This is a genomic window from Brucella ciceri (assembly GCF_041930145.1).
In the GTDB taxonomy this organism is placed as follows: Bacteria; Pseudomonadota; Alphaproteobacteria; order Rhizobiales; family Rhizobiaceae; genus Brucella; species Brucella intermedia.
This window is the reverse complement of the sequence record NZ_JBHEEV010000002.1, coordinates 133,060-157,020: the sequence shown is the minus strand read 5'-3', so window position 1 is coordinate 157,020 and position 23,961 is coordinate 133,060. Positions and strand designations below refer to the sequence as shown.

Here is a 23,961-nt window from a genome sequence, read left to right as displayed (position 1 = left end):
CCTCGCCTGAAGTCATTTTGTGAAGGGCGTTATAGTTCTCTTGACGATTGCATGCCATGCTTGTGGCAGCAAAAAGCGAATTTCCTACTGGTTTTAGAAAGAGGTGCCAGGACATGAATTTGAGAAAGAAGGTTCTGGCTCTCGGTGCAGTTCTTGCCATGGTAGCTCCCCAGGCCGAGGCCGCGTCGATCTTTCGCGAATTCAGCTATTACACCGTAAGCGGCAAAACGGCGGCGGACCTCGACAAGGCGCTTTCCCGTAGCGGCCCCTTCCTCAAGAAGACAGGCCGGCATCACCCCGGTGCCGCTGAAATCCGTTTCGACGCGAAAGTGCGCTATGGTCGTGCACCCGGAAAAGACTGCAAGGTGCAGGATGTTTACGTGAATGTTCACGCAAAGGTCTCCCTGCCCCGCTGGAAGCAGCGTCGCAAGGCTACGCCGGAACTCGCGTTGATCTGGGATACGCTGGTGCAGGATATTCGTCGGCATGAAGAAAGCCACATCGTGATCGCCCGGAGCTTTGCGAGCCGGATGGAACGGGAAATACGTGGTCTGCGCAGCCGCACGGATTGCGTGGTGCTGCGCGCTGACATAGACAAAATAACAGCCCGCCTCATGGAAGCACATGACAAGGAGCAGCAGCGGTTCGACCGGGTTGAGACAATCAATTTCGAAGATCGTTTCGCGCGCTTGCTGACCTATCGCATGGAGCGCGCCCAGCAGGCTTCCAAATAGCGAACCGAAGCTAGGCCAATTCCCGTCGTACGGCCTGCGTCATCAAAGCGGCTTCGTGAAACCCCGACAGGATCAGTTTCAGTTTGCCCGGATAATGACAGGCATCCCCGATGGCATAGACCTTCGGACTCGAAGTTCTGAAGGTCTCCGAACTTACAGCCAGCATATTACCCGTTTTCAACAGTGAAAGCTTTGCAAGCGGGTCAGGACGGATAACCTGCCCATTACCGGTAAACGCGCCGAGACCGGAAGCAACCACCACAGCGCGGGCGTAGAACTTTTCACCATCGCAAGTATTGATGGTCACACCGTATTCATCGGCAGAGATGCTGTCTGCAATCTTCTTGAAATGAAAAACCGGATTATACGGCTCGATCTGCCTGAGAAGCCGTTCAACGAGCTCCTCGCCCATGATTTCGGGAAATCCGGGTACGTCATAGATCGGCTTGTCAGCATAGAGTGCCGTGCATTGACCGCCGGGCCGATCACAGGCTTCTATGAGATGGCACTTGAAACCAAAAAGCCCAAGCTGGAAGACGGAAAAGAGTGCGACGGGTCCGGAGCCGATAATAACAATATCGTTCTGCGGCTCATCACCCATCGCATCCCTACTTCTTTAAAAGCCTAGTTCTGGCGTTCTGGCACCTGTACGACCAGGCCCTCAAGATCGTCCGACACCCGGATCTGACATGAGAGACGCGAGGTCGGGCGGACCTCATAAGCGAAATCCAGCATGTCCTCTTCCATCGCGTCCGGCCCACCGACAGTGTCCGTCCAATCCTCGTCAACATAGACATGGCAGGTTGCACAGGCGCAAGCGCCGCCACATTCCGCATCGATGCCAGGAATGCCATTGCGAATGGCAGCTTCCATCACGCTGGACCCGTTGTCGGCTTCGACTTCGGTTCGGGTCGCGCCGTCAGCGGATACGAATACGATCTTCGTCATTTTAATTCCTTGAAACGCGCAAATTTCACGCGATCTTTGTCTTCAGCGTTCGCACCATCCCGGCTTGAAAACGCAAATAAACTCGAAATCGCAGATACGGCGTTCTGGAAACAGTTTCAACCTTGACCGCGCACTTGTCCGCAACTGCGCCAATATGCCGTGCGTCGATTGAAGGTTTCCTCGCCTGGCAAATCCGACAGTTGCGTTCACGACCGTAAACCTCTTCCTTGCCGTCAGCCAAAAGTGCATCATATGATAAGAAGCAATGATTGTGAGAAAGAACGGATAGAATCCCGAGCCGACACGATGCAATCATGGAGCGGACTGCGATAGGCTTTGCACGCAAAGAGAGTATTTTTGTTAATAAACTTGCGGTGCTCTTTCAGGCAGTCCCAATGGTTCAGATCAATTTCCACAACTTGCTGGTAAATGCCAGAAGGCCGGAAATGTCGAATTTTCACGAATTGAGCCGGTTTCCGTTAACCTTGTATTTAAAGTTTTAGGTATCGGCAAAAGACGCCTATTTCCTTAACAGGCACGACCCGATACGATGCAAAATGGCGGAGAAAGTTTTGTAACGGCTCTTTCATGGTCCGGCCGTCGCAGTAATGAGTACGAGGTAGGCGAACAATGGCTTCCAAATCCAAGGCACAGAAGCTCGACCTTGAGGTTGAAAAGGCACTGGAACAGGCACTCGATATCGATTTCGGTGACGATCTTGATATGGATATGGACTTGAGTGCCTTCGATGAAGGCTTCTCGGTCGATGATCTGGAAGAGCAGATTTCGCGCGCGGCTGAAGAACTGGTTGCCGAACAGAAGACCAAAACGGCTGAGCCCGCTGCCGTTTCTCCAGTGGAAACCGCTGCAAAAGCCGCTACCATCACCACAGCCTCGGTGATTGCGACGCCTGCGGCGCCACCGGTTCCGCCGGTCGTGAAAGCTGCAGGTCCCGTGGCGCAAGCCGTGGCCAATGTGCAGCACAAGCCGGCCAATACCTCGAAGTCAGCAGCACCCACGCCAGAGCCGGTCAGCAAGCCTGTTTCCGCTCCGTCTGTCGCGACGACTGCCAATGTCGCCTCCTCTACCTTCACGCCAGCAAACGACGATTCCCGCAGTGAAAAAGCAATAATCGCAGCTCCACGCCGCGTGACCGAAAACTCGTCGAAGCTGTTCTGGACCACGACCGCAATCAGCGTGCTTTGGGCTGCTGGCGGTGTTGCGCTGAGCAAGGCCATCAATCCTGATGTCTTCTCGAGCATGCAGGCCACCAAGGACTTCTTCACTTCGCCCGCCGGTCTCGGCGTCGTGGCTGGTGTAGCCTTGCCCGTCGCCATGTTCTGGGGATTTGCGCAGCTCGTAAAGCGTGCTCAGGAAATGCATCTGGCTGCACGCAGCATGTCGGAAGCTGCCATGCGGCTACTGCAGCCGGAAGCCGTTTCCGGTGATCGCGTTTCTACTCTTGGACAGGCTGTGCGTCGCGAAGTCGCCGCCATGAACGAAGGTATCGAACGCACATTGGCGCGGGCCGTCGAGTTGGAAACGCTTGTCCAGTCCGAAGTCAATCAGCTGGAACGCGCCTATAGCGATAATGAAGTTCGCATTCGTTCGCTGGTCAGCGATCTCGGCAACGAGCGTGAAGCTGTCGTCAGCCATGCCGAGCGCGTGCGTTCGTCGATCTCGGGTGCGCACGAACAGCTCAAGGAAGAACTTTCGAGCGCTTCCAACATCATCCGCGACAATGTTCTTTCTGCCTCCCAACAGTTGAGCACCCTGCTCACCGAATCTGGCGAACGCCTGATCGGCAGCATCAATGAAAGCGGCGGCGCTATTGCCGAAGCCATCGAAACCCGCACCGGAGACATAGGCTCGCGCATCACGACTTCCGGTGAAGCCTTTGCCAACCTGCTGGACACGCGTATCGCGACACTTGATGAGCAATCCCGCACTGTATCCGACCGTCTGGCTGAGGCTCTGGACGAACGTACGAGCGGTATCGCCAATCTGCTCGGCGGCGCAACGCAGTCCATGGTCAGCGAATTCGACACTCGCCTCGCCAACCTCGAAAGCACACTTTCCGAGCGCGGCCGGTCGCTTCTGTCCGAATTCGAAGCTCGCGCACATGCACTCGACAGCAGCACTGAAAAACTCAACGCGGCTCTCGAGACCCGTTCTCGTCAGATTAATGAAAATCTCATCGCCCGTACCCGCGAAATCGCAGAGACTTTCTCCAGCGGTCGCGCTTCGCTCAGCACGATGATCGATGAAACCAAGACCAAGATCGGTGAAGATCTGACGTCTATCGGCGAAAGCGTCGGCAACATCCTCGGCGAAAAGGCGGATGCCTTTGCCGGCAAGCTTGCCGAAAGCCGCGATGTTCTCGCTGCATCGCTGGAAGGCGAAACCGAACGGGTTTCCGCCGTTATCCGCGGACACGCCAACACGCTTGCGGCACGCACAAGTGACATCGAAAATGCCGTTAACGCGAGTGCATCGGCGCTCAATTCTGTTGCCGACAACCATGCGGCAATTCTGGAAGAGCGGACCCACGCGCTGCGCCAGACAATGGAAAGCCACTCTGCTCTGCTCGATGCGAGCTTCGCAGATCACAGCCGTTCGCTCGAAGAACGCGCCTCCACGCTTCATGGCATCATTGCAGGCAACCAGGCCATGCTTGCTCAATTGATGGATGAGCGCGCGGCCGCAATGCGGGATAACTTCAACGAAAATCGCGAAGTTCTCGCCCGCACCTTCGACGAACGCGTAAATTCGCTTCAGGCACTTATCGCCGACAACCAGGATACGCTCGCGCGTATTCTCGATGAGCGCGCCAGCAGCATGAACGCGTCCATCGGCGCCAGCCGCGACACGTTCGTCGCAACATTGGGTGAGCATATCCGTCAGGTCGAGGAACGCACGAGCGGTCTGCATACCGTCCTGAACGACCACAACAATGCCCTTTCCGGTATTCTTGACGGTCATGAGCGCACGATTGAAACCCGTGCCGCCGAAATCCGCTCGACGCTGAGCGAAAGCACCGCCTCGCTGAGCCAGACGCTTCAGGATCACAGCGACATTCTGGAACAGCGCACGGCCAACCTGCACAATGCAATTGCCGACAGCAGCTCCGCTATCAGCCGCGCTTTCGAAGGCCAGACCGGCATTATCGAAGAACGCACCCAGACGATGGAAAAGGCGCTCACCATCGGCGTCGACAATGTCCGTCGGGCACTGGAACAAAGCGCCGGCATCGTTGCAGGCACGCTACGTGAAAAGATCGGCGAAGCAGCAAGCACGCTTTCAGCTGAAGCAGCCAAGGCCGGTGAAGCTTTGGACGGTTTCGGTGAGGCATTCAGCGCACGCCTGATCGATAACCTGTCTGGCACGGAAGCCCGCCTCGGCGACCGCGCCGATGCGATTGCCGGTCGCCTCGGCGAGATCGAAAGCCGCCTCACTGGCGAGTTGGGCTCGATCGAAGCCCGCATCGCCAATACGGCCAGCAGAACCAGTGAAACGCTTGCCGGTCACAGCGAGGCCTTTGCGGCCAGCGTCGCCGACAATCTGGCTGGAACAGAGAGCCGTCTCAGCGAACGCGCCAATGCCATCGCCAGCGGGCTTGAAGCAATCGAAAACCGCCTCACCAGCGAACTCAGCACGATTGAGGCTCGTATCGCAGATACGGCGTCCAAGACGAGTGAGACGCTCGCTGGTCACAGCGAATCCTTCTCGGCCAGCGTTGCCGACAATCTCGCTGGCACCGAAACCCGTCTTGCAGAACGTGCCGATGCAATCGCTACCCGTCTGGGCGACATCGGTTCACGTATCACGATGGAACTCGGCTCCGTCGAAGCACGTATCGCACAGGTAACCGACACGACTGCGGTTACGCTGGAAGAACGCACCCGCGAACTCAACGCCGTTCTTGCTGCCCGTTCGCAGGAAATCACCAAGATTCTCAACGATACGGCAGAGCCGCTCGTGCAGCGGCTCGCTGATAGCGGTCGTGGGCTGGCACAACAACTTGAAGAAGCAACGCATGCCGCAACCGACAGACTTCGTTCGGAAAATGCCGCATTGGTCAATGCACTCGCGAGCCGGACTGCAGAAACAATTGCTGCTGTCCAGCAGGCCAAAACCGGACTTTCCGATAATGTCAGCGAACTGATCGACCGTCTCGCCGCATCGAACGGCGAGTTGGGCAAGCTGATCGATGCAGCGACGCGCAATCTTACCGACATCGATGGTCGCCTTGTCGACACGACATCGAGCTTTGTCGAGAACACCAACCGCGCCGCGCAGATGTTCCAGGCCTCCACAGGCCTGATCGACGGCAATATCGGTACTTTGCGGGCCATCTCGGACAGCACGCTGTCTCAGATTGCAGACATCGCCGACCGCTTCGAAGAGCATGGAAAGGTTCTTTCCTCGGCTTCCGAAATGATCAATTCGGCTCAAAACGGCCTCGTCAGCACGCTTGAAGATCGCCATCAGGCGCTTGACAAGCTGGCGTCCGGCCTGGTCGAGAAGTCGGAAGGCGTGGAAAAGCTGATGCAATCCTTCGAAGAGCTGGTGGCATCTGCATTCCAGCGCGCCGAAGGCCAGACCCGCTCTTCTGCCGAAAAAATGCGCGAAAGCGTTTCGGAAATCGTCGAACAGGCTGCACAGAAGTTCTCTGCGGCAACCGACGACATCCGTCGAACGGCCAGCGAAATCCGCAACGAGCTCAACACGACCCGTGGTGAACTGAAGCGCGGCGTTCTCGATATGCCTGCTGAGGCAAAGGAAACAACGACGGCAATGCGCAAGGCCGTGAGCGAGCAGATCAATGCGCTCAAGGAACTGGCCGAAATCGTCAACAAGTCCGGTCGCCTGGTAGATGTCGGCGAAAGCCGTGCAGATCGCCCGGTCTCGCGTCCTACACCCGCTGCAGCTCGTCCGGCTCCCGTTCAGGCGCCTGTGGCGCAGGCAGATGTCGCTCTCCGTCAGCGCGTCTACGAAGCGCCGAAGGCGCAGCCTGCATCATCCGAAGCTGCGCAACCGGAAAAGCCGCGTGGTTGGGTGTCTGATCTCCTTGCCCGCGCATCCCGTGAGGAAGAAGAGGCCGCGCAGCCCAAGGCACAGCCGACAGCAACGCCTCGCTCGCCAAGCCATGTCGTTGAATCGCTGAACTCGCTATCGGTGGATATTGCGCGCGCTATCGACCATGAAGCTTCTGTGGAACTGTGGGACCGCTATCGTCGTGGTGAGCGGAACGTCTTTACCCGTCGCCTCTATACGCTGAAAGGTCAGCAGACCTTTGACGATATCAAGCGCAAGTATCAGACGGATGGCGAATTCCGCCGCGCCGTGGACCGCTACATGGACGACTTCCAGCGTCTTCTCGAGGACGTCGCCCGCAACGACCGTGACAACATGGTAACGCGGACTTACCTCACCTCAGATACCGGCAAAGTCTACACAATGCTTGCTCACGCAAGCGGTCGCCTCCGCTAAGAAACGGAAATGAAAAAACGCGGCCTTCGGGCCGCGTTTTTTGTTGGTTGGGCTATCGGCCAGCAACAGGCTGCGTCAATCCATAAAAAAGGCCAGCGACTAGAGCATTTCCAGCAAAAGTGTGAAACGGTTTTGCGTTGGATAATGCGATAGAACAAATAGTTAGAGCGGTTCCGGCGATTCTGTTAGAACAGGAACCGCTCTAATCGCCGGCCCTCCTCATCAATCAACTTTCGCCGGTTCAGAGCGTCGTTACCGTCCAGTTCACGATTTCGCTGGCAGTCCGTTCAAAGGCGGCGTCGAGCGCCTTCACATAAGCTGCATTCGTCGCGCCGCCGACGGGAATGGCCGTACGGAAAACACGGGTCGCACGAACCTCCCCGTTCTTATCGTTCATCAGCCTCACGGCCAGCTCGACAACTGCGAGCTTTGGCGAGGCATAGGCCTGAATGCCGAACATTCGAAGATCGGTGAGGATCTGATAGTTGATTGCCAGTCCGTCTCCCGGACGGCCAATCCCGCCAAATACACCGGTATTCTCATAGGCTTGCACCAGACGAGACTGCACGATATTTGTCAGCCTGTCGCCCCATTGAGCGCCCTTCAGATATTCGATGGAACCCGTTGCGGAACTGACGACTATATTCTCGCTATCAAGCGCCTTGAGAGCTGTTGGCGTCGGAACCAGCAACTGCACATTTTTGCGGCTCGGTGAAGTCACACCGGGCTGGGGCGCAGACAGATTGAACGTGTCGAGCGGTGTTGTCGTCCCGCAGCCCGCAAGAAGCAGGCCAAAAATAAAAGGAACCGAAGCGGTGCGGAGAACAACGCGACGTGATTTCATATCATTAAAGCCGGTTTTGAAATTCAATGACGCGTCCTCCCGTCGTACCGAGGTACATTCCCCTGACCGCCAAAGATAAGACGCTGGGGATTTCGCTCAAGATCGGTGATAGCTTGTTCTATGCGCTGAATGGAACGGCGGCTGTCAACCACGACGGACTGGACATCCCGCAGTCCCTGTCCGGAAAAACGCTGCAGATTGTCCGCAATAGGTCCCAGTCGCTTGTCGAGATTGTCTGACGTCTGCCGGATGGACTCCAATGTTGCCTTCGCTTGGGCAACAACGCCATCCTTGTCATCGCTGGACAAAAGCTTGTCGGTCTTGGCCAGGATGGCATCGACGCGCACAGACGCGGCATTCAAGCGAGCCATCATGTCCTTGGCGTCGGTGACGATCTGGTTGATATTGCCGGTATTCTGGCCGAGTTCCTCAATGATGTTGGCATTCTTCGCCAGAGCGTCGGTGAACGTCTTCGTATTGTTGATGGTATCTGTCAGTGGGCCGCGCGCATCCTTCACAAAGCCTTCCAACTGACCGAGCACCGAATTTGCGCGTGCAGCGATATCCTGCGCAGTTGCGAGAAGATTGTTGATTGAGGATGGATCGGCATCAATGCGGGCAACACTGTCTACCTTCGCAGCCTCTGTCAGAAGATTGGGCTCATTGAGGCGGCCGCCCTTTAGTTCGATATAGGCCTGTCCTGTCAGCCCCTGAAAACCAAGAGTTGCTGCCGTTGAGCGAGTAATAGGCGTGGTCGCGTTGACGCGGGTCTTGACGATAACCATTTCGGGATTGGTTTCATCCAGATGCAGCGCCCGTACATCGCCAACCTTGATACCGTTGAACAGAACCTGGCTTCCGATCGAAAGGCCGGTGACCGAACCTGGAATACGAACGTCAAGTTCCAGAGAATCGCGTGCTTCGCCAAAACGGGCGATCCAGAACACGAAAGCGAAAGCCAATAGGCTGACGATCAGCGTAAAGACACCCACCAGTACGTAATTGGCTTTAGTTTCCATATCTTATCCAGTCTGCAAGCGGCTGCCGGGCCGCCGTCTCGTTGGCGCCGACGGATCGATCTGGCGCGCACGCTTGCCCCGAAAATAGGATTTAACCCACGGATCGTCCACCGTCAGCATGTCTTCAATAGTGCCGCTGACGAGCACCTTCTTGCCCCCAAGCACAGCAATCCGATCGCAGATTGCAAAAAGACTATCGAGATCATGCGTGACCATATAGACGGTCAGCCCCATCGTATCCCGCAGATTGGCGATCAGGTCATCGAATTCGGCTGCACCAATGGGGTCCAGTCCCGATGTGGGCTCATCAAGAAACAAGATGTCTGGGTCCAAGGCCAGCGCGCGTGCCAGTGCAGCGCGCTTGATCATGCCGCCCGAGAGCTCGGATGGAAATTTTTCCGCTGTGTCCGGCTTCAAGCCGACCAGATCGATTTTCAGCCGCGCCAGCTCGTCCATCAGATTCGGTGATAGGTCAAGATACTCGCGCATCGGAACCTGAATGTTTTCAAGAACGTTCAATGCTGAAAACAACGCCCCATGCTGAAACAGAACGCCCATGCGCATATCGATGGACATCTTTTCCAGCTCATTCAACTGATCAATATTGCGGCCGAGAATTTCGATTTCCCCGGTCTGCTTTTTATTGAGACCAAGAATGGTTCGCATCAAGACGGATTTGCCCGAACCGGAAGGGCCGATAAAACCGAGCACCTCCCCCCGATAAATCTCGAGAGACAACTTATCGAGCACCGTCTGGCGACCGAACGAAACCGTTACGTCGCGCACCGAGATCATCGGCACGGCCGTCTGGCGAATGTCTTCATCCTGCGGTTGCGACCGATGGTCGATGCCGTTCTCCATAACCATTCTTTAGCTGAGCTTGGCTTCGGACTGAACCAGTGAACAGGATTGAGGGTTCAATTTTCTGTGCAACTGTGTCTCAAAGAACCCATTAAAAATAAAGAACATAAGCTGCATTTAAAAATTGATAGCCGCATAGAACATTGCGAACAGACCATCCACGACAATAACCACGAAGATTGCCTTCACAACGGAAGCAGTCACGCGACGGCCCAGTGATTCCGCGCTGCCTCCAACCTTCATACCTTCTACCGAAGCGAGAATTCCGATGATCATCGCCATGAACGGGGCCTTGATAAGACCTGCAAAATAAGTGTTCAGCGCCACGGCGTCATGCAGGCGACTGATGAATGCATCTGGCGAAATATTGGAATAAAACCAGGCAACACCACCTGCCCCAATCAGCGCGGCGAGATCGGAAACGATGGTGAGCAATGGCAGCACTATGACCAGCGCCACGAGACGTGGAAAGACCAGAACGCCGACCGGATTGAGACCTATGACCGTAAGAGCGTCGGTCTCCTCACGCATTTTCATGGAGCCGATCTCGGCAGTAATGGCGCTTCCTGAGCGCCCCGCGATCATGATAGCCGTCAGAAGTACGCCGAGCTCACGCAACACCAGAATGCCGACCAGATCGACGACAAAGATTTCAGCGCCGAAATAGCGCAACTGAAACGCACCCTGCTGGGCAATGATTGCACCGACAATCGTCGACATCAGAATGATGATGGGAATTGCCCCCACCCCCATACGGTCCATCTGCGTGACAATCGCAGCGAAGGGGATGCCGCTACCGCGTCCGTATTTCAACTGGGCTCCACGGATCGTGGCACCAAGAATGTGCATCGCCATCTTGAAGTCACGACCCAAGGAAACAACGCCACCGCCCAGCGCGGCCAGAAATGAAATAAGGAAGAACGGTTTCTTCTGGCGTGGGATGTCCAGGGTACGCTCGACGGCCTGCCCTACTTCCTCCATCAGAGGAAGCCAGGATTGACGCACACCTTCCAGCTGCACTTCCACTTGCTGCGCGACAAGACGCTGCCGCAAGCGTTCAATGAGCCAGGCGCCTGCCGTATCGAGACCGGACACGCCAGAAATATCAATGATCGTGGCTTCTCTCTTGTCCGCCTTCTCCAGGCGGCGCACCTTGTCATCGACAAGATTGACGCTCTGCGATACCCAGCGACCGTTCATCCGTATATGGCGCACGCCGTCGTGCTCCGCCAGATCAATCTTCGGCGCAGAGTTGTCGGTGGCTCTTGCTTTGTCGGCAGTGTCGGTCAACATGGCCTACCTCATATACGAGTCGTTGAACGACCGAAATACTGCGTCCCAGAGGGCATCTCTATGCACAATACCTTGAATATCACTGTAGAACGCTATCCCATCGCCGGAAAATTCACAATCTCCAGAGGCTCCAAGACAGAGGCCACTGTTGTTGTGTGTGCGATCAGCAACGGTTCTCGTCAAGGACGTGGCGAATGCGTTCCTTATGCACGCTATGGCGAGAGTATCGAAAGCGTAAGCGCCCAGATCGAGGCCGTCCGCTCCGCTATCGAGAACGGCGCGACGCGGCAGGATATTCAGAATTTGATGCCTGCCGGAGCTGCACGCAACGCAGTCGATTGCGCTCTATGGGACCTCGAAGCAAAGCAATCGGGCAAAAGCGTTGCCGATATGCTCGGTATGCCGCCACGCCCACTTGAAACGGCAATCACCGTTTCGCTCGGCACGCCTTCCGAAATGGCGGAATCAGCGGCAAAAGTCGCCCATTATCCTCTTATCAAGGTGAAAATGGGCGGTGAAAACGATATCGAGAAAATCCGCGCCGTCGCAGATGCTGCTCCGAACAGCCGGATCATCATCGATGCGAACGAGGGATGGACAGCCGACAATATTGCCGAGAACATGCGCGCCGCGGCCGCAGCAGGCGTCGTCCTTATCGAACAGCCCTTGCCAGCCGACAACGATCAGATTCTCAGTGAAATCGAACGACCGGTCACCATATGCGCCGATGAGAGCGTTCATACGTCGGTGGGCCTTGAAGAACTTGCCAAACGCTATGACGCAGTCAACATCAAGCTCGATAAAGCGGGAGGGCTGACGGAAGGCCTCATCATGCGGGACAAGGCGATTGACCTGGGGCTTGAGATCATGGTCGGCTGCATGGTCGGCACCTCGCTCGGTATGGCGCCGGCAGTCCTGCTTGCCCAGAAAGCCAATGTGGTCGACCTAGATGGACCGCTGCTTCTGGCCCATGACCGTAATCCCGGCCTGCGTTATGAAGGCGCTCTGGTCTATCCGCCGGAAGCTGCCGTCTGGGGCTGATCTGCGCGTCGATAGCTCTCGCTCCCTGCCCCGTTGACTGGAGCGAGCGCACTTTCAAAGATATCGGCGCAGGCATCCCAGGTGAATTGTTTGAGCACTGTTGCAGGCTCAAACGGCTCCATCTCCAGGGCGGCCAAGCATGCCTTGCCTAGGTCTTCGGAAAGAACGCCTGCACCGGTAACACCGACAACATCTCGTGATCCGGGCACCGGATAAGCTGCGACGGGCAGGCCGGATGCAATCGCTTCAAGCAAAACGAGACCGAACGTGTCCGTTCGGCTAGGAAAGACAAACACGTCGGCCGCGGCATAAGTCTGGGCCAGCGCTTCGCCTTCGCGTTTCCCGACGAACACCGCTTCTGGAAACCGCGCCTGCAGATCATTAAGGGAGGGGCCGTCTCCGACAATCAGCTTTGTGCCGGGAAGATCGAGTTCCAGAAATGCAGGCAGGTTCTTTTCTGCCGCGACTCGTCCCACGCAGATAAAAACCGGTCGGGGCAGTTCCTTCAGCACCTCGGGTCGGGGATAGAACAATGTCCGGTCGACACCGCGCGTCCAGAGATCCAGTTGCGTAAAGCCACGGGCCTTGAGGTCATCCAGTATGGATTGGGTAGGCACGAGCGTGTGCCGGGCCGCATTATGGAAACGCCGAAGGAATGCGTAGGTCCAACTCGGAGGGACCGGAAAGCGTTCCTGCAGATATTCTGGAAACCGTGTGTGGAAACTCGTCGTGAAGGACCACCCCATTTTCAGACAGGCACGTCGAGCCATAAATCCAAGCGGGCCTTCAGTCGCAATATGCACGAAATCCGGCTGCATGGTTTTTAAGCGCCGCTTGAGCGCGCCCGGTGTCGTCAAGGCCAGCCGGATTTCCGGGTATGTCGGACACGGAACTGATCTGTAGTCTAATGGGGATACGACAGTGACGTCATATCCCCGTTCGATCATCAGATCATGACACTTGGTCAGCGTGCGCACGACGCCGTTGACTTGTGGATGCCAGGCGTCGGTGACGATGACGATTTTCTTCATCGGCGAAGGTTCGCCAATTCGCGAACGGTGCGCGGCAGTTGGATTATCCTGCCCTCGTCATACTCTTCGCTGTCGGAATTGACGCGTCCTGCCTTCGGGCGGTGGTCACGGCGTTCGGTCCATTCGACAAGTTCCATCCGACCGTCGAAATGTTCGATCACAGCGGTGCAGCTTTCCACCCAGTCGCCCGTGTTGATGTATTCGACGCCATTCATGCTTTCGATCGTCGCATGATGGATATGACCGCAGATCACTCCGTCGACACCAATACGCTGCGCTTCTTCAGAAACCACATTCTCGAACTGGCCGATAAAATTGACCGCCTTCTTGACCCGGAATTTCGCCCAGGCCGAAAATGACCAGTAGCGCAATCCGAAAAGCGAGCGGACACGGCTCATCACTGTGTTTATCCAGATTGCACTGTCATATGCCCAATCGCCGAGATAAGCGATGAAGCGAGCATTGCGGACAACTACATCGAACTGGTCGCCATGGATGACCAGAAACTTGCGGCCGTCCGCCGTCTCATGAATCGCCCGGTTCATCACTTCGATGCCGCCGAAATGCGTTCCCTGGAAATTTCGCAGGAATTCGTCGTGGTTGCCGGCGATGTAGATGATATTCGCGCCCTTGCGGCTTTTGCGAAGCAGCTTCTGGACGACATCATTATGTTCCTGCGGCCAATGCCAATTGCGCCGCAGGCGCCATCCATCGACAATATCCCCTACGAGATAGATTGTCTCCGCTTCATGATAACGGAGAAAATCCAAAAGCAGTTCAGCCTGTGCTGCTTTTGAACCGAGATGCACATCCGAAATGAAGAGCGTTCGGAGTTTTCTGGGCTGTGGAGCATCTGCGCTCATTGGTTGTCCCCTTCAATGGCAACCTGATCTGAGCGCAGAAAACCCGATTCCTGTCACAGCGATATGACAGCTGTTTTTATGGTGCGATGAGCAACTTCACACAGCTTCGAATGCGCTGACTATGTTTCAAGCTACGAGCTCCACCTTTGGACCAACATAACGCGATTGCGGACGAATGAGCTTGTTGGTCGCGATCTGCTCTCGGCAGTGAGCTATCCACCCCATGGTTCTGCCCATTGCAAAGACGCAGGTGAATGCCTCGCGAGGGAAACCTAGTTGCTCAAGCAAAAGGGCGGTATAGAACTCGACATTGGTTTCGAGAGCCCGATCCGGCTTGTGGCGCCTGAGAATTGCTATGGCTGCCTTTTCCACGGCCTCCGCCAACTCAACCCGGTGTTTTCCACGCTCATGCCCAAGGGATTCGATACGCTTCAAGGCGCCTTTCAGGGCGTCAGCACGCGGGTCGCGCACACGATAGACCCGATGGCCGAAGCCCATCAACCTTTCTCCGTCGGCAATTGCCGATTCAAGCCACCACTCTGCATTATCGGGCCTGCCAATGGCATCAAGCATATCGAGTACCGGCCCTGGAGCTCCACCGTGTAACGGCCCTTTCAACGCACTGATTGCGGCGAGCAGGGAAGAAGTCAGGCCGGCACGCGTCGATGCCACGACGCGGGCGGCGAATGTCGAGGCATTCAATCCATGATCGCAAACCGCCATGAGATAAGTATCCAGCCCGGCAACTTCCACTTCGTCAGGCATTCCGGCATTCATCATGCGGAGTATGTCCGCACTATGCGGCAGTGTGGGATCAGGGCGGATGGGGCGCCGCCCCTTGCGTTCACGCAAAATTGCGGTTGTGAAAACCGCCGGTGCGGCCATTAGATGCAAGGCGGCTGTCAAATCGTCCTCGTCCGGGATGCGAGCCATCAAGGCACGCAGTGCTTCCAGCGGCGACAATTCCATCAGTGCGTCATCAAGCGCATCCGTGTGATGAAATACCTGCAAGCGGGCTTCGCCGAGCGCCTTCTGAAGCTCTTCTCCTGTCGGGAGTTGTTCGAAGAATCCGTCCCACAAAAGTTCAATTCCATCTTCGACGCTGCTGTGGGGAACCAGATCATCCAGCGATCGACCGCGGATGACCAGCCTGCCTGCAAGCCCATCAACATCAGACAGCACGGTTTCGGCAGCAACCACATCTTCAAGTCCGCTATTCATGGTATTTCTCCTTGTTTGCCTTTCGACATTGGTTCCAAGTATAATTGACGTCAATCTTGATGAAATCGATCAATGTTGGGAGCAATAATGAACTGGCTCACAGCGGAGGAAGCGCTTTCCATTCTTCAGACAAAGCCGCAAACCCTTTATGCCAACGTCAGCCGCGGCCGCATTCGTTCCAAGCCGCTGCCCGACGACCCCAGACGCAGCCTCTACAGATCGGACGACGTTCATCGATTGGCCGAGAGGCGTCCCGGTCGTAAAAGAGACAGCGTTGTTGCTGCCGATACTATTCGTTGGGGGCTTCCCATCATGCGTTCGGGCATTTCGACCATTGTCGACGGTCGCCTGCTCTATCGCGGTCGTGACGCGGTCGAACTGTCCGAAACAGCAACCTTGGAAGAAGTGGCCGCTCTGCTATGGCAAATGAATTTCGATACGAGTGCCAGCAATCTCGACGAGACGAAGCTAAGCAGACATCAGTCACAATCTTCCCCGTTGGAAAGGCTGTTTACCGTCTTTGCCATTCGGGCAGCGAATGATCTGCCCAGTTCCGGACGTTCCACGGCAATCCTGCAGCAAGAGGCTTTCGCTCTGCTGCAGTTATTCCACAATACGATCCTTGACGTTCCCTCATCCAGCGCCCCTATGCATGAACGCATTGCGTCAGCCTGGCAAAAGCCGCGGGCGAGCGATGTGATCCGGCGCGTACTGGTGCTTCTGGCCGATCACGAGCTCAACGCATCAGCATTTGGCACCCGCGTTGCGGCCTCGACAGGAGCGCCACTTTCCGCAGCAGTTCTCGCCGGGTTATCTACATTGATCGGCCCGCGACATGGACGTGCCGCAACTGCCGCAACGACAATCATCGCACAAGCCCGCCAGATAGGCGCCGAAGCCACCATCAAGGACTTGCTCAGGCAAGGTGCCCAGTTTCATTTGTTCGGCCATCCGCTTTACGGCGAAACCGGGGATATCCGTGCTTCCGCCCTGCTGAAACATCTGGAACTGCCCGCGCCTTATCGCGATCTTGAACAATCCGCTGCAGACATTCTAGGTGAGAAACCGAATGTCGATTTCGCCCTCGCCGCAGTGACTGAAATCTATGGCCTGCCGTCAGATGCGCCACTGTTGTTGTTTGCGCTCGCGCGTATCGCGGGGTGGCTCGCTCATGCGCTGGAACAGGCGGATAATGGATCGCTGATACGGCCAAGGGCAGAGTTTACGCCTCCGCTTGAATAGCGGAACTCACCAAATTTTGTTCTCGTGTAACACGGTTTCTGACCTAAAAGGTGGACATATGAGCCGATGAACCAGAATCCGGTTGATCAGACTGCTTGCTTGGTGGCATGTCTTGAAAACTGAATGAATTGCGAGGATGAAGCCGTGGATTTGGGCCTGAAAGGTCGAAAAGCAATTGTGTGCGCTTCCAGCAAGGGGCTCGGACGAGCCTGTGCAGAGGCACTCGCCGAAGCCGGGTGCGACCTGGTTCTCAATGGGCGAAATGAGCAAACCCTCGCAGAAACCGCGAAAGCAATTCGGCAGGCATTTAATGTAAGGGTTGACGCTGTTGCCGCGGATGTATCCACCGCTGAAGGACAGGCTGAACTGCTCTCCGCCTGTCCCGCGCCTGACATTCTCGTCAACAATAACGGCGGACCGGCCTTCAAGGATTTCCGCCTTCTCGACCGCGATGCGATCCTTCGAGGTGTAACGCAGAATATGGTTACTCCTCTGGAGTTGATCAAAGCAGTGATCGACGGAATGGTCGAGCGCCGGTTCGGTCGTATCGTCAACATCACATCGACGTCTGTATACGCGCCTATTCCTGGTCTCGATCTTTCATCCGGGGCTCGTGCCGGTCTCACCGCGTTTCTCGCGGGTGTCGCCCGGACGGTCGCAGCCTCCAACGTGACGATCAACAACATTCTCCCCGGCGCTTTCGACACAGACCGGCTTCGCAGCGGCTTTGCATTTTCCGCCCAGAAGAATGGCACAACGCCCGATGCGGAAGCTGCGAAGCGAGCGTCGGCAATTCCTGCCGGGCGAATTGGCCAGCCGAAGGAATTTGGGCAGGCATGCGCCTTCCTTTGCTCGGAACATTCCGGGTTCATTACCGGGCAGAATCTCGTTATCGATGGCGGCGCTTATCAGAGTGCGTTTTAACAGCACCAAACGATAGATCTGCAATTTGGAAAAACTCATTCTCGAAAACGGGCCTACTGAGACTTGAGCCGATAGACTAAGAACAATAATGGCCCAGCGTGCGGAAGTTGTGAGCGAAAGCTGCGTGCAGAAACGGGATGTCACCGTTTCCTCCACGTGCAAACAAGCTTTTGCCCTGCACAAGAGATTTTGGAAAGCGATGCGACCATGACCAAGAAAACACCTTCCACTTCCCGTTCGGATTTCGATGAAGCAGCCTTGTTCTTTCACCGTTATCCGAAGCCCGGAAAGCTGGAAATTCAGGCGACAAAGCCCCTTGGCAACCAGCGAGATCTGGCGCTCGCCTATTCGCCCGGTGTAGCCGCTCCCTGCCTCGCGATCCACGAAGACCCTGCAACGGCTGCCGAATACACCGCCCGGGGGAACCTCGTCGCCGTCGTATCGAACGGCACTGCGGTTCTTGGCCTTGGCAATATCGGTGCACTTGCTTCCAAGCCGGTCATGGAAGGCAAGGCCGTCCTTTTCAAAAAGTTTGCCGATATCGACGTGTTCGATATCGAAATCGACGCGCACGAAATCGATCGCATCGTCGATGTAGTCGCTGCCCTGGAGCCGACTTTCGGCGGCATCAATCTTGAAGATATCAAGGCTCCCGAGTGCTTCGAAGTTGAAGAGCAGCTTCGCGCAAAAATGAACATCCCTGTCTTCCATGACGACCAGCACGGCACGGCGATTATCGTCGCTTCCGCAGTGCTGAACGGCCTGGAACTCGCTGGCAAGAAAATCAGCGACGCCAAGATTGTCACCTCCGGAGCAGGTGCAGCGGCCCTTGCCTGCCTTAATCTGCTCGTCAATCTCGGTGCAAAGCGCGAAAACATCTGGGTCTGCGATCTCGAAGGTGTCGTCTACGAAGGCCGTAACACGCTGATGGATCGCTGGAAGGAAGTTTACGCCCAAAAGACCGACGCGCGCGTTCTGGCGGACGTTATCGGCGGAGCCGATGTGTTCCTTGGCCTTTCGGCCGCTGGCGTGCTGAAGCCCGAACTTCTCAAGCAGATGGCCGAAAAGCCTCTCATCATGGCACTCGCCAACCCGAAGCCGGAAATTATGCCGGAAGAGGCCCGTGCTGCCCGCGCCGACGCCATGATCTGCACCGGACGTTCGGATTATCCGAACCAGGTCAACAACGTCCTCTGCTTCCCATATATCTTCCGTGGCGCGCTCGATGTCGGTGCCACTGCAATCAACGAAGAAATGAAGCTCGCGGCGGTTCGCGCGATTGCCGCACTCGCCCGCGAAGAGCCTTCCGATGTCGCCGCACGCGCTTATTCCGGCGATACGCCCACTTTCGGACCCGACTATATCATCCCCTCGCCATTCGATCAGCGCCTGATTCTCCGCATCGCCCCGGCAGTGGCCAAGGCCGCCATGGAAACAGGCGTGGCGACGCGCCCGATCGAAGACATGGAAGCTTATCTCGATCGCCTCAATCGCTTCGTTTTCCGGTCCGGCCTCATCATGAAGCCGGTCTTTGCCGCGGCTCGCGCACAGGAAAAGCCGAAGCGCGTAATTTATGCCGATGGCGAAGATGAACGCGTGTTGCGTGCAGCCCAGGTTGTGATCGAAGAGCGCGTCGCCGCTCCGATCCTCGTCGGTCGTCCGCAGGTTATCGAAACGCGCCTGCGCCGCTACGGCCTGAAAATCCGTCCGGGAACGGATTTCGAACTCATCAATCCCGAAGACGACCCGCGCTATCGCGACTACGTCGATCTCTATCTGTCCTATACTGGCAGACAGGGCGTCACGCCGGAAGCCGCGCGCACCATCGTACGTACGAATTCGACCGCGATTGCCGCCCTGGCCGTCATGCGTGACGAAGCGGACGCCATGATCTGCGGTCTTGAAGGCCGCTTCGAACGCCACCTTCGTGTCGTGCGCCAGATTATCGGCAAGGTTCCCGGCATCCGCGACTATTCCGCTTTGAGCCTGCTCATCTCGCAACGCGGCGCGCTGTTCCTCACAGACACTTATGTCAACGTCGAACCGAGCGCGAACGAAGTCGCCGAAATGGCAATTCTTGCCGCTAAAGAAATCAGCCGCTTCGGTATCGAACCGAAAGCGGCTCTGGTTTCGCATTCGAATTTCGGATCGAAAGAATCAGCAAGCGCGGAAAAAATGCGCGAAGCAGCGGCAATTCTCGCCGAAAAGGCGCCTGAACTTGAGTCTGATGGTGAAATGCATGGCGATTCAGCACTCTCGCAGGCCCTTCGCGACCGCGTTTTCCCGAACTCGCGTCTGAAAGGTGAAGCCAACCTTCTCGTGTTCCCAAACCTCGACGCTGCAAACATTACGCTGAATGTGGTCAAGATGGTTACAGACGCGCTGCATGTGGGGCCAATTCTGCTTGGAGCAGCTCGGCCGGCTCATATTCTGACCCCTTCCGTCACCTCACGTGGCGTTGTCAATATGACCGCTCTGGCTGTGGTTGAGGCTTTGCAGAAATCCGGAGAAACTCTTCGCAAAAGAGGTTAATCATCCAAAACTAAGTTAGAATTACTTAATATAAGTATAGTTGGTGGCGAGTATATTTAGGTATACTCGCCATTAATATTTAATTTACTATATTCTTCAAACATGTTTTCATCGCTATCACACACGAGGAAATCATGTCTATTATTTCACAGTGTTCTAATAGAAATTTGTTTTACTCAGTACTTTTGATATTTTCGGGAGCGTTGGCCGGCTGCACGACGGTACCTCCGGCAGAATTGTGCTCGCCCAAGGAACAGAAGCAGCTTAGAAAGCAACTTCTCATTACCCAGTCACTTCTGGATCGAAACGAAACCAATCTCTCGGTTTTGCGAAAGACAGCAACTCAGGATCGTTGCCTGGGAAGTTTGTTTGCTCCAGCGGCAAAATCAGCCCAGTGCACCAAATTGCTGACAAAGATGGATCGGCTGACAGCGGAAACAAGAACCATGCACGAGCGCGTTCACGAGTTGAATATGGCACTTGCCGGACGCCCATCGCCGTCCAAGCATGTCAAATCATGCAAAGCCTCCTGGGTCGTCGTCCCCAAGAAAGTTCAGCCGAAAGCTGCCTACGTTCCGCAGCGGAAGATCAAGACCCCCGCCAAGCCGATCACTAAGTCCGTCGCCACGGTTACATTACCGATCTATGAAACGGTCGCTCCCGTCAAAGCCGAGGAAGTGAACTATAAGCCCTCCCCGATAACGCAAACGTCAAACGCACCGACCTATGTTGCGCCGGTCACATCCACCCCGCTTGCTGAGCGCGCCTATACCGCAAACACAAAAGTCAGGGTCGTCGGCTCAGAGTTCTTTCCGGACCAATCAGCACTAGCAAGTCAGCCAACTCCGGACCATGCGCCTGCCCCGTGAGTGCCAGGCGTAGCGGCATGAAAAGATTCTTGCCCTTGCGACCTGTTGCTGCCTTCACGGAATCAGCCCAGATTTTCCAGGTTTGATGATCCCAGGGCGCTGCCGGCAGAAGAGTGAAAGCCTCTCTCAGGAAAGCGCGATCTTCTTCCGAGAAAGCCGGTGTTTCTGGCAACTCGCCATCAACGATAGACCACCAATGAGCCGCATCCTTGAAGCGGTCGAGATTTCCCCGTACCGCGAGCCAGAAGGGTTCGGCCTTGTCGCCGGAAATACCCAATGCCGCCAAGCGCAACTTGGCTTCTGAAAACGGCATCTCGTGCAGCAGGGCGCGATTGAGCGTATCGAGTTCCGCGGGGTCAAATTTCGCCGACGACTTCGATATCGAAGCCAGATCGAATCGCTCAGCCAGGCTTTCCATATTTGGGGAAGCCGAAACACTTTCCGATGTGCCGATCAGAACAGCAAGCGAAGCTACTGCCATAGGCTCGAATCCAGCTTCGCGCAACGATCCTACCGATAGAGCTCCGGTTCTCTTTGAAAGCCCCTCACCTGAAATCGTCGTCAGGAGATTGTGGTGACCAAAAACGGGCGCTTTGGCACCAAGAGCTTCGAAAATCGCGATCTGCACACCTGTATTGGTCACGTGGTCATCACCACGAATAATGTGGGTGATGCCGAGATCAATATCATCGACCACAGACGGCAGCGTATAGAGGTAGGTGCCATCCTCGCGCACCAGTACCGGATCGGACATCGAGGCAAGATCCACCGTCTGCGGGCCGCGGACCAGATCGTCCCAATGCACCTCAGTACGCCTGGTGTTAAAAGGATCGGCATCGAAATTTGGCAGCAGGAAACGCCAATGCGGCTTGCGCCCCTCGGCTTGGAAGGCTGCTTTCTCTTCGTCCGTGAGCTTCAAGCCTTCGCGACCATAAACGGGTGGCAAGCGACGCGCGAGACGAAGCTTACGACGACGCTCGAGCTCATCCGCCGTTTCGTAGCAGGCATAAAGCAACCCGGCCTGCTTCAGCTTTTCGACCGCCCTGCCGTAGACATCGAAACGTTTCGACTGATACTCCACGCGATCCGGTTTGACGCCCAGCCAATCAAGATCGACTGCAATTGCCTGCGCATACTCGTCCCGGGAGCGTTCAACATCGGTGTCGTCATAGCGCAGAATGAACTTGCCGCCATTCTTCTGCGCAAAAAGCCAGTTTGACAGCGCTGTACGCGTATTGCCAATATGAATATAGCCCGTCGGTGACGGAGCAAAACGAACGGTCACAGTCATTTTATTGTCTTTCAGCGGTCGCGGAAGCGGTTCGTTATAGGGTAGCGGCGATCGCGTCCGAAATTCTTCTTGGTAATTTTTACACCGGGCGCCGACTGGCGGCGCTTGTATTCAGCCAGATAGAGCAGATGTTCAATCCGCTGGACTGTTTCGAGCGGATGCCCTCGTGCAGCGATCTCGGTGTTGCTCATTTCGTTTTCGACAAGGCATTCAAGGATGTCGTCCAGAACCGGGTAAGGCGGCAGACTGTCCTGATCGGTCTGGTTTTCGCGCAGTTCGGCCGATGGCGCCTTGGAAATGATATTTTGCGGGATCACTTCTCCTGATGGTCCAAGCGCACCAGTGGGCACATGGTTGTTACGCCATTCCGACATTGCATAGACCTGCATCTTGTAGACGTCCTTGATCGGGTTGAACCCGCCGTTCATGTCGCCATAAAGCGTGGCATAGCCCACCGACATTTCGGACTTGTTACCCGTCGTAACAACCATCGAACCGAACTTGTTCGAAACCGCCATCAGAATGGTTCCACGTGCGCGGCTCTGCAGGTTTTCTTCGGTGACACCGCTTTCGGTTCCCGAGAACAGCGGATGCAACGCTTCAAGAAAGCCTTCGACTGGTGCAGCGATCGGCACAACATCGTACCGAACACCGAGCGCTTTTGCACAGTCAGCTGCGTCTTTCAGCGATTCGTCGGATGTATAGCGGTAAGGCAGCATGATGCAGCGCACGCGATCCTTGCCCAGGGCGTCTACCCCCAGTGCCGCACAGATTGCCGAGTCGATGCCGCCCGAAAGCCCAAGCACCACATCCTTGAAACCATTCTTGTTCACATAATCCCGCAAACCGAGCATGCAGGCGGAATAATCAGCTTCGAGTCCTTCTGGAAGATTAGCTTTCTCGCCCTCTTCGCAGCGCCAGCCATCATTGTTCCTATGCCATACGGTGAGTACGATTTGCTCCGCAAACTGCGGCATTTGCAAACAGAGCGACCGGTCTGCGTTGAAGGCGAACGATCCACCATCGAAGACCAACTCATCCTGCCCGCCGACCTGATTGGCGTAGACCATCGGTAATTCGGTTTCGATCACCTGCTTGAGAACCACCTGATGACGCCGATCCATCTTGGCGCGGTGATAGGGCGAACCATTCGGCACAAGCAAAATCTCGGCGCCGCTCTCCGCCAGCGTTTCAGCTACACCGAGTTCACCCCAAATGTCTTCACAGATCGGTATTCCGATGCGAACGCCACGGAAGTTGACCGGGCCCGGCATCGGGCCGGACTGAAATACCCGCTTCTCGTCAAACTCGCCATAATTCGGTAGATCCACCTTGAAACGTTCCGCAATAACCTCGCCGCCATCCAGAACGGCAATGGAGTTATGCAGACCACTTTCACGACTGAGCGGCGTACCAATAATGACGCCTGGCCCTCCGTCAGCGGTATCGTTCGCCAAATCACGAACAGCCTTTTCGCACGCAGCAAGAAAAGATGGTTTCAGAACCAGATCTTCCGGCGGATAACCTGAGATGAACAATTCCGTAAAAAGAATGAGATCGGCTTGCATTCTGGCGGCTTCAGCGCGCGCGGCACGTGCCTTTGCCAGATTTCCGGCGATATCACCCATGACGGGATTGAGCTGCGCAACGGCAATACGGAGCATGGCGAGATTCTCGTGAGAGGCTAACATGTCCAAGCTTTAGCGCGCTTGGGCAAGCAAATGCAACGGATGCAATCAATCAACGTTTTGTTTG

At 55.9% G+C, this 23,961-nt stretch carries 18 protein-coding genes; 7 read left to right on the top strand and 11 right to left on the bottom strand.

Annotated features, from left to right (window positions below; all coding sequences use genetic code 11):
• Positions 1-113 precede the first annotated feature (113 nt).
• Entirely contained in the window at positions 114-734 is a 621-nt protein-coding gene (locus JNC63_RS03915) for a DUF922 domain-containing Zn-dependent protease (RefSeq protein ID WP_063882302.1), read from the top strand.
• Positions 735-744: 10 nt separating this feature from the next.
• Here the strand turns inward: JNC63_RS03915 and JNC63_RS03910 are convergent, their stop codons facing one another.
• Positions 745-1,335, bottom strand: a complete 591-nt coding sequence (locus JNC63_RS03910; RefSeq protein ID WP_063882300.1) for an NAD(P)/FAD-dependent oxidoreductase — start codon at positions 1,333-1,335, stop codon at positions 745-747.
• Between the two features lie 23 nt (positions 1,336-1,358).
• Complete coding sequence (locus tag JNC63_RS03905) at positions 1,359-1,682, bottom strand: 2Fe-2S iron-sulfur cluster-binding protein (protein WP_021585170.1); 324 nt, start codon at positions 1,680-1,682, stop codon at positions 1,359-1,361.
• Positions 1,683-2,312: 630 nt separating this feature from the next.
• Between JNC63_RS03905 and JNC63_RS03900 the strand changes: the two genes are divergently transcribed.
• Positions 2,313-7,175 (top strand): apolipoprotein A-IV repeat region-like domain-containing protein, encoded by a 4,863-nt coding sequence (locus tag JNC63_RS03900; protein WP_374846120.1) that lies wholly within the window; start codon positions 2,313-2,315, stop codon positions 7,173-7,175.
• Between the two features lie 241 nt (positions 7,176-7,416).
• Here JNC63_RS03900 and JNC63_RS03895 read toward each other — a convergent pair whose 3' ends face one another.
• The 4 genes from JNC63_RS03895 to JNC63_RS03880 form a co-directional block, all read right to left on the bottom strand.
• Positions 7,417-8,019 (bottom strand): ABC-type transport auxiliary lipoprotein family protein, encoded by a 603-nt coding sequence (locus JNC63_RS03895; RefSeq protein ID WP_063882412.1) that lies wholly within the window; start codon positions 8,017-8,019, stop codon positions 7,417-7,419.
• Between the two features lie 23 nt (positions 8,020-8,042).
• Positions 8,043-9,038, bottom strand: coding sequence for an MlaD family protein (locus JNC63_RS03890; protein ID WP_063882290.1), 996 nt, complete (start codon positions 9,036-9,038; stop codon positions 8,043-8,045).
• Positions 9,039-9,041: 3 nt separating this feature from the next.
• A complete protein-coding gene (locus JNC63_RS03885; protein WP_063882288.1) occupies positions 9,042-9,905 on the bottom strand; it encodes an ABC transporter ATP-binding protein in 864 nt (287 codons plus the stop codon).
• Between the two features lie 111 nt (positions 9,906-10,016).
• On the bottom strand, positions 10,017-11,192 hold the full coding sequence (locus JNC63_RS03880) for an ABC transporter permease (RefSeq protein WP_063882286.1): 1,176 nt from the start codon (positions 11,190-11,192) through the stop codon (positions 10,017-10,019).
• A 60-nt stretch (positions 11,193-11,252) separates the two neighbouring features.
• Between JNC63_RS03880 and dgcA the strand changes: the two genes are divergently transcribed.
• Positions 11,253-12,233 (top strand): N-acetyl-D-Glu racemase DgcA, encoded by a 981-nt coding sequence (dgcA, locus tag JNC63_RS03875; protein WP_063882284.1) that lies wholly within the window; start codon positions 11,253-11,255, stop codon positions 12,231-12,233.
• On the opposite strand, the gene JNC63_RS03870 is transcribed toward dgcA, so the two are convergent.
• The 3 genes from JNC63_RS03870 to JNC63_RS03860 form a co-directional block, all read right to left on the bottom strand.
• A complete protein-coding gene (locus tag JNC63_RS03870; protein ID WP_063882282.1) occupies positions 12,203-13,264 on the bottom strand; it encodes a glycosyltransferase family 4 protein in 1,062 nt (353 codons plus the stop codon). The genes dgcA and JNC63_RS03870 overlap by 31 nt on opposite strands.
• Positions 13,261-14,127, bottom strand: coding sequence for a UDP-2,3-diacylglucosamine diphosphatase (locus tag JNC63_RS03865; protein ID WP_063882280.1), 867 nt, complete (start codon positions 14,125-14,127; stop codon positions 13,261-13,263). Before JNC63_RS03865 ends, JNC63_RS03870 begins: the two co-directional genes overlap by 4 nt.
• A 126-nt stretch (positions 14,128-14,253) precedes the next feature.
• A complete protein-coding gene (locus JNC63_RS03860) occupies positions 14,254-15,348 on the bottom strand; it encodes a citrate synthase/methylcitrate synthase (RefSeq protein WP_063882278.1) in 1,095 nt (364 codons plus the stop codon).
• Positions 15,349-15,435: 87 nt separating this feature from the next.
• Between JNC63_RS03860 and JNC63_RS03855 the strand changes: the two genes are divergently transcribed.
• The 4 genes from JNC63_RS03855 to JNC63_RS03840 all read left to right on the top strand — a co-directional run bounded on the left by JNC63_RS03855 (position 15,436) and on the right by JNC63_RS03840 (position 20,915).
• Complete coding sequence (locus JNC63_RS03855) at positions 15,436-16,590, top strand: citrate synthase (protein WP_063882275.1); 1,155 nt, start codon at positions 15,436-15,438, stop codon at positions 16,588-16,590.
• Positions 16,591-16,734: 144 nt separating this feature from the next.
• Positions 16,735-17,514, top strand: a complete 780-nt coding sequence (locus tag JNC63_RS03850) for an SDR family oxidoreductase (protein ID WP_063882410.1) — start codon at positions 16,735-16,737, stop codon at positions 17,512-17,514.
• 207 nt (positions 17,515-17,721) lie between these two features.
• A complete protein-coding gene (locus JNC63_RS03845; RefSeq protein ID WP_006470512.1) occupies positions 17,722-20,046 on the top strand; it encodes an NADP-dependent malic enzyme in 2,325 nt (774 codons plus the stop codon).
• Positions 20,047-20,180: 134 nt separating this feature from the next.
• Positions 20,181-20,915 carry a hypothetical protein gene (locus JNC63_RS03840; protein ID WP_081255557.1) on the top strand — a complete coding sequence of 245 codons (735 nt, stop codon included), beginning with the start codon at positions 20,181-20,183 and terminating at the stop codon, positions 20,913-20,915.
• Here the strand turns inward: JNC63_RS03840 and gltX are convergent.
• Both gltX and JNC63_RS03830 read right to left on the bottom strand, forming a co-directional pair.
• Complete coding sequence (gene gltX, locus JNC63_RS03835; RefSeq protein WP_063882273.1) at positions 20,833-22,206, bottom strand: glutamate--tRNA ligase; 1,374 nt, start codon at positions 22,204-22,206, stop codon at positions 20,833-20,835. The two genes, JNC63_RS03840 and gltX, sit on opposite strands and share 83 nt — an antisense overlap.
• Positions 22,207-22,217: 11 nt before the next feature.
• Positions 22,218-23,897: an NAD+ synthase gene (locus JNC63_RS03830; protein ID WP_063882272.1), complete on the bottom strand. Its 1,680-nt coding sequence runs from the start codon at positions 23,895-23,897 to the stop codon at positions 22,218-22,220.
• Between the last annotated feature and the right edge of the window lie 64 nt (positions 23,898-23,961).